Annotated in this window: 8 protein-coding genes; all 8 read left to right on the forward strand. The window is 34.9% G+C overall.

From position 1 onward, the window contains the following. The first annotated feature begins 86 nt into the window (after positions 1-86). The 8 genes from JO950_RS20195 (at position 87) to sucD (ending at position 7,693) form a co-directional block, all read left to right on the forward strand. Positions 87-1,316, forward strand: a complete 1,230-nt coding sequence (locus tag JO950_RS20195; RefSeq protein WP_202704248.1) for an HD domain-containing protein — start codon at positions 87-89, stop codon at positions 1,314-1,316. 39 nt (positions 1,317-1,355) lie between these two features. Further along, positions 1,356-2,399, forward strand: coding sequence for a UDP-3-O-(3-hydroxymyristoyl)glucosamine N-acyltransferase (lpxD, locus tag JO950_RS20200; RefSeq protein ID WP_202704249.1), 1,044 nt, complete (start codon positions 1,356-1,358; stop codon positions 2,397-2,399). Continuing rightward, positions 2,392-3,780 carry a bifunctional UDP-3-O-[3-hydroxymyristoyl] N-acetylglucosamine deacetylase/3-hydroxyacyl-ACP dehydratase gene (locus tag JO950_RS20205; RefSeq protein ID WP_026110093.1) on the forward strand — a complete coding sequence of 463 codons (1,389 nt, stop codon included), beginning with the start codon at positions 2,392-2,394 and terminating at the stop codon, positions 3,778-3,780. The genes lpxD and JO950_RS20205 overlap by 8 nt, the downstream gene beginning before the upstream one ends. Before the next feature lie 73 nt (positions 3,781-3,853). Next, positions 3,854-4,639, forward strand: a complete 786-nt coding sequence (lpxA, locus tag JO950_RS20210) for an acyl-ACP--UDP-N-acetylglucosamine O-acyltransferase (RefSeq protein WP_017497513.1) — start codon at positions 3,854-3,856, stop codon at positions 4,637-4,639. A 139-nt stretch (positions 4,640-4,778) separates the two neighbouring features. Continuing rightward, positions 4,779-5,345: an elongation factor P gene (gene efp / locus JO950_RS20215; RefSeq protein WP_017497512.1), complete on the forward strand. Its 567-nt coding sequence runs from the start codon at positions 4,779-4,781 to the stop codon at positions 5,343-5,345. Positions 5,346-5,441: 96 nt separating this feature from the next. Then, on the forward strand, positions 5,442-6,371 hold the full coding sequence (locus JO950_RS20220; RefSeq protein ID WP_089077628.1) for a UDP-3-O-(3-hydroxymyristoyl)glucosamine N-acyltransferase: 930 nt from the start codon (positions 5,442-5,444) through the stop codon (positions 6,369-6,371). A gap of 2 nt (positions 6,372-6,373) precedes the next feature. Continuing rightward, a complete protein-coding gene (locus JO950_RS20225) occupies positions 6,374-6,736 on the forward strand; it encodes a nuclear transport factor 2 family protein (protein WP_202704250.1) in 363 nt (120 codons plus the stop codon). A gap of 84 nt (positions 6,737-6,820) precedes the next feature. After that, a complete protein-coding gene (gene sucD, locus JO950_RS20230; protein WP_017497509.1) occupies positions 6,821-7,693 on the forward strand; it encodes a succinate--CoA ligase subunit alpha in 873 nt (290 codons plus the stop codon). Positions 7,694-7,841 lie beyond the last annotated feature (148 nt).

Below are 7,841 nucleotides of genomic sequence, written 5' to 3' on the forward strand. Positions count from 1 at the left end.
GGGAACCTTTGTTGATTTTTAAGTAAAAAACGCAAAGTTGTTTATGGTTAATTACTTATATTTGTTCACCTAAAAATAACCAAATAGTGACTCATATCAATAAGTTAAAAATATTCAATGATCCCATTTATGGGTTTATCTCCATACCGAACGAACTTATTTACGATTTAATTCAGCACCCTTATTTTCAGCGTTTACGCCGTATTTCGCAAATGGGTCTGTCGTATTTGGTTTATCCCGGAGCAAATCATACGCGTTTTCATCATGCCTTAGGCTGTATGCACTTAATGCAAAAATCAGTAGATACACTTCGTTTTAAAGGAGTTGCAATTTCGACTGAAGAAGAGAATGCGTTATATATAGCCATTTTACTACACGATATAGGTCACGGACCTTTTTCGCATGCCATGGAAAAGAGTATCGTAGAAGATGTGCATCATGAGGCCATTTCATTGTTGTTTATGAACAGGCTCAACGAAGAGTTTGAAGGAAAACTAAGTCTGGCTATTCAGGTTTTTAAAGGCGATTACCACCGAAAATTCATGTTACAGCTGATCTCAAGTCAGCTCGACATGGACCGAATGGATTATTTAAAAAGAGACAGTTTTTATACTGGTGTAGCCGAGGGAAATGTAAATTCTGAGCGTTTGATTCAGATGATGAATGTAGTTGACGGTACTTTGGTAATTGAAGAAAAAGGAATTTATTCTGTGGAAAAGTTTCTGCTTTCAAGAAGATTGATGTATTGGCAGGCTTATTTGCATAAAACAAGTCTCGTGGCAGAATTAATTTTGATGAAGGTACTAAAAAGAGCTAAAGAACTTACTCTAAAAGGCATTATTCTGCCGTGCAGTGAGCCGCTTTTGTATTTCATGAAGAACAGAGTCACTCTGGAGGATTTTGATGCTGAAAAATTAGACCTATTTTCTCAACTGGATGATTTTGATATTATTAGCGCTTTAAAAGCTTGGCAAAAGCACAATGATTTTATACTTTCTACTTTAAGTAAAATGCTTATTAATAGAGATTTACTTAAAATTAAGCTTACCGCAGAAAAAATACCTGTCGAAGAATTACAATCGCTGAAGGAAGAATTTGCTAACGAACACCATATTACACAATTAGAAGCCGGTTATTTTATTTTTGGTGGAAAAATTAAAAATCAGGCTTATAGCAAAGAAGCTGAACCCATACGAATTTTGAAAAAAGACAAAACAATTGAAGATGTTGTAGAAGCATCTGACCAATTGAATTTGAGGTCATTATCTAAATTGGTAACAAAATATTACATCTGTTTCCCAAAACAACTTATCTAAAATTAACATTTAAAATCTATTTTTTATATTTTTGTCGCAATGAAATTTACAGCAGAACAAATAGCGGGAATTTTAGAAGGAGAAGTTGTTGGGAATCCCAATGTAGAAGTTTCTCGGTTATCTAAAATAGAAGAAGGTGAGGAGGGATCGCTTACTTTTTTGGCCAATCCAAAATATATCAATCATATATATACCACAAAAGCATCTGTAACAATTGTTAATGATAGCTTTATTCCGGAACAGGAAATCACTACAACTTTAATAAAAGTGGAAGACGCTTATGCTTCTTTCTCTAAACTTCTACAGTTTTACAATCAGGTTAAATTAAATAAAAATGGTATAGAAGCACAGTCTTTTATAACAGAAGGAACTAAATATGGAGAGAATTTATATTTAGGAAGCTTTAGTTACATTGGACAAAACGTGGTTCTGGGCGACAATGTAAAAATTTATCCGAACAGTTTTATTGGAGATAATGTTGTTATTGGCGATAATGTGTATATTTTTGCAGGCGCTAAAATTTATTCCGAAACTATAATTGGTAACAATTGCACTATTCATTCCGGAACTATTATTGGTGCGGATGGTTTTGGTTTTGTACCAAATGACGAAGGAGTATACAGTAAGGTACCACAAATTGGTAACGTTATTATTGAAGACAATGTTGATATTGGTGCTAACACTACCATCGACAGAGCAACTCTTGGTTCAACTATTATCCGACAAGGAGTTAAATTAGACAATCAGATTCAGATTGCGCACAATGTTGAAATTGGCAAAAATACTGTAATTGCAGCGCAATCAGGTGTGGCCGGTTCAACTAAAATTGGCGAGAACTGTATGATTGGCGGACAAGTAGGTATCGCAGGACACTTGACTATAGGTAACAATGTGAGATTGCAGGCTCAATCAGGAGTAGCAAGAAATATTAAAGATGATGAAATCCTACAAGGGACACCGTCTCTTGGTTATACTGATTTTAACAAATCGTATGTTCATTTCAAGAATCTGCCTAAAATAGTTTCCGAAGGAGAAGAATTAAAAAAACAAATAATAAACCCAAAAAATGGAAATAATGGTTAAACAGAAGACCATCAAAAATGAAATTTCACTAACAGGCGTTGGATTACACACTGGGAAAGAAGTTACAATGACTTTTAAACCAGCTCCAATAAATAATGGTTTCACTTTTGTAAGAGTAGATTTGCAAGGTCAGCCGGTCATTGAGGCTGATGCTAACTATGTTGTTAATACGCAAAGAGGTACTAATTTAGAAAAACTTGGCGTAAAAATTCAAACTCCTGAACATGTTTTGGCGGCATTAGTTGGATGTGATCTTGACAATGTTATTATAGAATTAGATGCTTCAGAACTTCCTATCATGGATGGTTCTTCAAAATATTTTGTGGAAGCAATTGAAAAAGCTGAAATAGAAGAGCAAGACGCTAAACGTAACGTTTATGTAGTAAAAGAAGTAATATCATTTACAGACGAAACGACCGGAAGCGAGATCTTGGTTATGCCTAGCGACGATTATCAGGTGACTACAATGGTAGATTTTGGGACTAAAGTTTTAGGGACCCAGAATGCTACTATGAAAAGTATAGCCGATTTTAAAAATGAAATTGCAAGTTCAAGAACTTTTAGTTTCTTACACGAATTAGAGTCATTACTAGAGCACGGTTTAATTAAAGGTGGTGATTTAAATAATGCAATCGTATATGTAGACAAAGAAATTTCGGAATCTACTATGGCGAATTTAAAGAAAGCTTTCGGGAAAGATGAAATTTCGGTAAAACCAAATGGTGTTCTTGATAATCTTACTTTACACTATCCAAACGAAGCAGCAAGACATAAGCTTCTTGATGTAATTGGAGATTTATCTCTTATCGGAGTTCGTATACAAGGAAAAATTATCGCCAACAAACCAGGGCATTTTGTAAATACACAGTTTGCTAAAAAGTTAGCTAAAATTATCAAGATTGAGCAAAGAAATCATGTACCTGTTTATGATTTAAATCAGGAACCTTTGATGGATATTCATAAAATCATGGCGATGCTTCCTCACAGACCTCCATTCTTGTTGATTGACAGAATTATCGAGATGTCTGATCGTCACGTGGTTGGTTTGAAGAATGTAACCATGAACGAAAATTTCTTTGTTGGACATTTCCCAGAAGCACCGGTTATGCCGGGGGTATTAATTGTGGAAGCAATGGCACAAACGGGTGGAATTTTGGTTTTAAGCACAGTTCCGGATCCCGAAAATTATTTGACTTACTTTATGAAAATTGATAATGTCAAATTCAAACACAAAGTATTGCCAGGTGATACCTTAATTTTCAAATGCGAATTGATTTCTCCAATCAGAAGAGGGATCTGTCATATGCAGGCAAATGCTTACGCAAATGGGAAATTAGTGACCGAGGCAGAATTAATGGCTCAAATTGCGAGAAAACAATAATAATTAATCAATTTTATTGTTTAGGTTTGTTGCCCAAATTAGACTATTTTAATTTAAAATATAAAAAATACATATGAATCAACCATTAGCATATGTTCATCCTGGCGCTAAAATCGCTAAAAATGTTGTAATTGAACCTTTTACAACAATTCACAATAATGTTATTATTGGTGATGGTACTTGGATTGGTTCAAATGTGACGATCATGGAAGGTGCCCGCATTGGTAAAAATTGCAATATTTTTCCGGGAGCGGTTATTTCTGCGGTACCACAAGATTTGAAGTTCGGCGGAGAAGATTCTCTAGCTATTATTGGAGATAACTGTACAATTAGAGAATGTGTTACGATCAACAGAGGTACAGTGGCCTCCGGACAAACTATTCTTGGAAACAATTGTTTAGTTATGGCTTACGCTCACATTGCACACGATTGCGAAATTGGCAATAATGCCATCATTGTAAACGGTGTTGCACTTGCAGGTCACGTAGTTGTTGGAAACCACGCTGTAATTGGTGGTTTAGCAGCGATTCATCAGTTTATTCATATCGGAGATCATGCTATGATTTCGGGTGGATCATTGGTTAGAAAAGACGTTCCTCCTTATACAAAAGCAGCAAAAGAACCTTTGTCGTATGTAGGGATTAATTCAGTAGGTTTAAGAAGAAGAGGTTTCAGTACTGAGAAAATCAGAGAAATTCAGGAAATCTATAGAATTTTATACCAAAAGAATTACAACACGACGCAGGCTTTAAGTATTATTGAAGCTGAAATGGAAGCAACTCCTGAAAGAGATGAAATTCTGGATTTTATCCGAAATTCATCTAGAGGAATCATGAAAGGATATTCCGGAAACTATTAATTTTAGAGTTTAGATTTCTGATTTTAGATTTCTAAGTTGAAAAAATTGAAAATTGAAAATTAAAAATATTAATATAAAAATGAAGATTTATTCTATAGCTGGAATCTAAAATCTACATTCTAAAATCTAAAATAAAAAAATGGCATCTACATCAGATATTAGAAACGGATTGTGTATTAAATTCAACCACGATATTTTTAAAATTGTTGAATTTCTTCACGTAAAACCTGGAAAAGGACCTGCTTTCGTAAGAACAAAATTAAGAAGTTTAACATCAGGGAAAGTATTGGATAATACATTTTCTGCTGGACATAAAATTGATGTTATTCGTGTAGAAACGCATAACTACCAGTTTTTATATGCTGAAGGTGATGAGTTTCATTTTATGAACACAGAATCTTTCGAGCAAATCTCTCTAAATAAAAACATTTTAGATGCTCCGGGATTATTGAAAGAAGGAACAAGTGTAATGGTTCAGGTAAATACTGAAACTGACTTGCCTTTATCAGTAGATATGCCATCTTCTGTAATTCTTGAAGTTACTTATGCTGAGCCGGGAGTAAAAGGAAATACAGCTACAAATGCTACAAAAAACGCGACAGTAGAAACTGGAGCGTCTGTAAACGTTCCTTTGTTCATCAACGAAGGTGATAAAATTAAAATTGATACAGCTTCAGGTTCTTACATGGAGCGTGTAAAGGAGTAGTTTTTATGAGTTTTCAGTTTTCAGTCGCAGTTATCAGTTTGTTAATGCAGACTGAAAACTGAGACTGAAAACTGAGACTGAAAACTAAAAAAATATATGAAATTTCCAAAGAGTCATTCTTTACAAGAAATTGCAAATTTGCTTGACTGCGAATTTATTGGTGACCAAAACTTTCCTGTTTTAGGCATGAACGAGATACATGTCGTTGAAGCCGGAGATATTGTTTTTGTTGACCATCCTAAATATTATGACAAAGCTTTACAATCGGCGGCTACTATAGTTTTGATTAACAAAAAAGTAGATTGTCCTGAAGGTAAAGCCCTTCTAATTTCTGATGATCCTTTCAGAGATTTTAATATCTTAACCAAACACTTCAGACCATTTCAAGGCACCAATGTGTCGATTGCACTCTCTGCAACTATCGGAGAAGGTACTGTAATTCAGCCCAACTGTTTTATCGGAAACAATGTTACCATTGGTAAAAACTGTCTGATTCACCCCAATGTCACTATTTACGATCATACCGTAATTGGCGACAACGTAATGATTCATGCCGGAACTATTTTAGGAGCCGATGCTTTTTATTACAAAAAACGTCCTGAGGGGTTCGATCAGTTAATTTCCGGAGGAAGAGTAGTTATCGAAGACAATGTCGGCATAGGAGCGCTGTGTACAATTGACAAAGGTGTTACTGGTGATACCACTATTGGTGAAGGTACAAAATTGGACAATCAGGTACATGTTGGACATGATACTGTAATTGGTAAAAAATGTTTAATTGCTTCACAAACTGGTATTGCCGGATGTGTAATAATTGAAGATGAAGTTACCATTTGGGGACAGGTAGGAACAACCAGTGGCATTACAATAGGAGCAAAGGCTGTTATTATGGGACAAACAGGAGTTACCAAATCAGTTGAAGGAGGAAAGTCTTATTTCGGAACCCCAATCGAAGAATCGAGAGAAAAGTTAAAACAAATGGCCAATATCAAAAAGATTCCTGAAATTCTAAATAAATTGAAGTAATTATGTCTATAAAAGAATTTGTTCAAAAATTTTACAAGTCAGATGCCTTAATTGATAGCGAAATCATGAAAGCTTACTTACATCCCGAAGTAAAGTTAGACTGGAACAGCACTAAAGGACTAATCGAAATGGATTACGATTCTATGATGGCTATGGCAAATGAGCTTAGTCGAGCTTATGTTCGTTCGAAGGTTAGAATTAGCCATATCATTGCCGAAGAAGACTTAGTTTCAATACGATATTCTCACTTTGTAAAAACGATTGAGAACCCTAGAGAAGAGATGTTATTAGCTCATTTTGCCACAATTTGGCAAATAAAAGATGATAAATTATATCGCGGTTATCAAATGAGTCAATTTTCTTAATTTTTTTAAAGACAAAAAGGTTAAAATACGTTACAAAACCTTACTTTTGCATCACAATTTTAAAAACTACATAAAATATATATCATGAGTGTTTTAGTTAATAAAGATTCCAAAATAATTGTTCAAGGATTTACAGGTAGCGAAGGAACTTTCCACGCTTCTCAAATGATTGAGTACGGTACAAATGTTGTTGGTGGTGTAACTCCGGGTAAAGGAGGAACAAGCCATTTAGACCGTCCGGTTTTTAACACAGTAAAAGATGCTGTAGAACAAGCCGGAGCAGATACATCTATCATTTTTGTTCCGCCAGCTTTTGCTGCTGATGCAATTATGGAAGCTGCTGACGCTGGAATTAAAGTAATTATTGCTATTACTGAAGGAATTCCTGTAGCAGATATGATTAAAGCTAACAACTATGTTAAAGAAAGAAATTCAAGATTAATCGGACCAAACTGTCCTGGTGTAATTACTCCGGGTGAAGCTAAAGTTGGTATTATGCCAGGTTTTGTTTTCAAAAAAGGAACAGTTGGTATCGTTTCTAAATCAGGAACTTTAACTTACGAAGCTGCTGATCAGGTTGTAAAACAAGGTTTAGGAATTACTACTGCTATTGGTATTGGTGGAGATCCAATTATTGGAACTACAACTAAAGAAGCAGTTGAATTATTAATGAACGACCCAGAAACTGAAATCATCATTATGATTGGTGAAATTGGAGGTCAATTAGAAGCTGATGCTGCTAAATGGGTAAGAGCTGATGGTAACCGTAAACCAGTTGTTGGTTTTATTGCGGGAGAAACTGCTCCAGCAGGTAGAACAATGGGTCACGCAGGTGCTATTGTTGGTGGTTCTGATGATACTGCTGCTGCTAAAAAACAAATCATGAGAGACAACGGAATTCACGTTGTTGATTCGCCAGCTGAAATTGGTAAAAAAGTAAAAGAAGTACTTGGATAATTCCGGGTATTTAAAATAATAAATTCCAAAAAAGTCTCAATATTCTGTTGAGACTTTTTTACATTTAAAGTCTTGAGGGATAAATCAAAAAAACTTAGCATCTTAGCATCTCAGCATCTTAGTAACTTAAAAATAAAAATATGTACAA

The organism is Flavobacterium sp. UGB4466 (genome assembly GCF_903469665.1).
In the GTDB taxonomy this organism is placed as follows: Bacteria; Bacteroidota; Bacteroidia; order Flavobacteriales; family Flavobacteriaceae; genus Flavobacterium; species Flavobacterium lipolyticum.